Annotated in this window: 1 pseudogene; it reads left to right on the plus strand. The window is 52.7% G+C overall.

Annotated features, from left to right (window positions below):
* Nucleotides 1-318 (plus strand): annotated as a pseudogene (locus PPL9_RS32670) (hypothetical protein); the annotation flags it as partial.
* Between the last annotated feature and the right edge of the window lie 156 nt (nucleotides 319-474).

Below are 474 nucleotides of genomic sequence, written 5' to 3' on the forward strand. Positions count from 1 at the left end.
AGTGAAGACAATCCCAGACCGAGCGCAAAAGGAGACGACCATGTCCTGGCGCAGGTTGGGGCGACAAAAATTATCGTTTCAGGTGGTGGCGATAAACTCCAGCTCAGTGTTGGGAATGCGTCCATTGCCTTGGTTGATGGGCGGATGACTTTCAGCGTTGCCGGCACATCCATCACCTTGACGCCATCGGGTATCACAACCGCAGGCGATGTGGATTTGAACTCCGGCTATGTGAAGTCGGAAGGCACCACAATAGACCACACCCACATTCATTCTGGAGTGACACCTGGTCCATCTAAGACCGGGGCTCCTGTCTAATTGGAGGATACTATGGAAAAAAACCGCTACCGTGTTTTGCGTGCAGGCTTCTTGCATGGAACCTATCGCCGGGAAGGCGAGGAAATTGAGCTGTTTGAAAAACAGGCTCAAGTTGATCTTCCGCCCCTTAGCAATCGGCTTGAGGAGGGGAAGAGC

It is taken from the genome of Pseudovibrio sp. POLY-S9, assembly GCF_001431305.1.
Classification (GTDB): domain Bacteria; phylum Pseudomonadota; class Alphaproteobacteria; order Rhizobiales; family Stappiaceae; genus Pseudovibrio.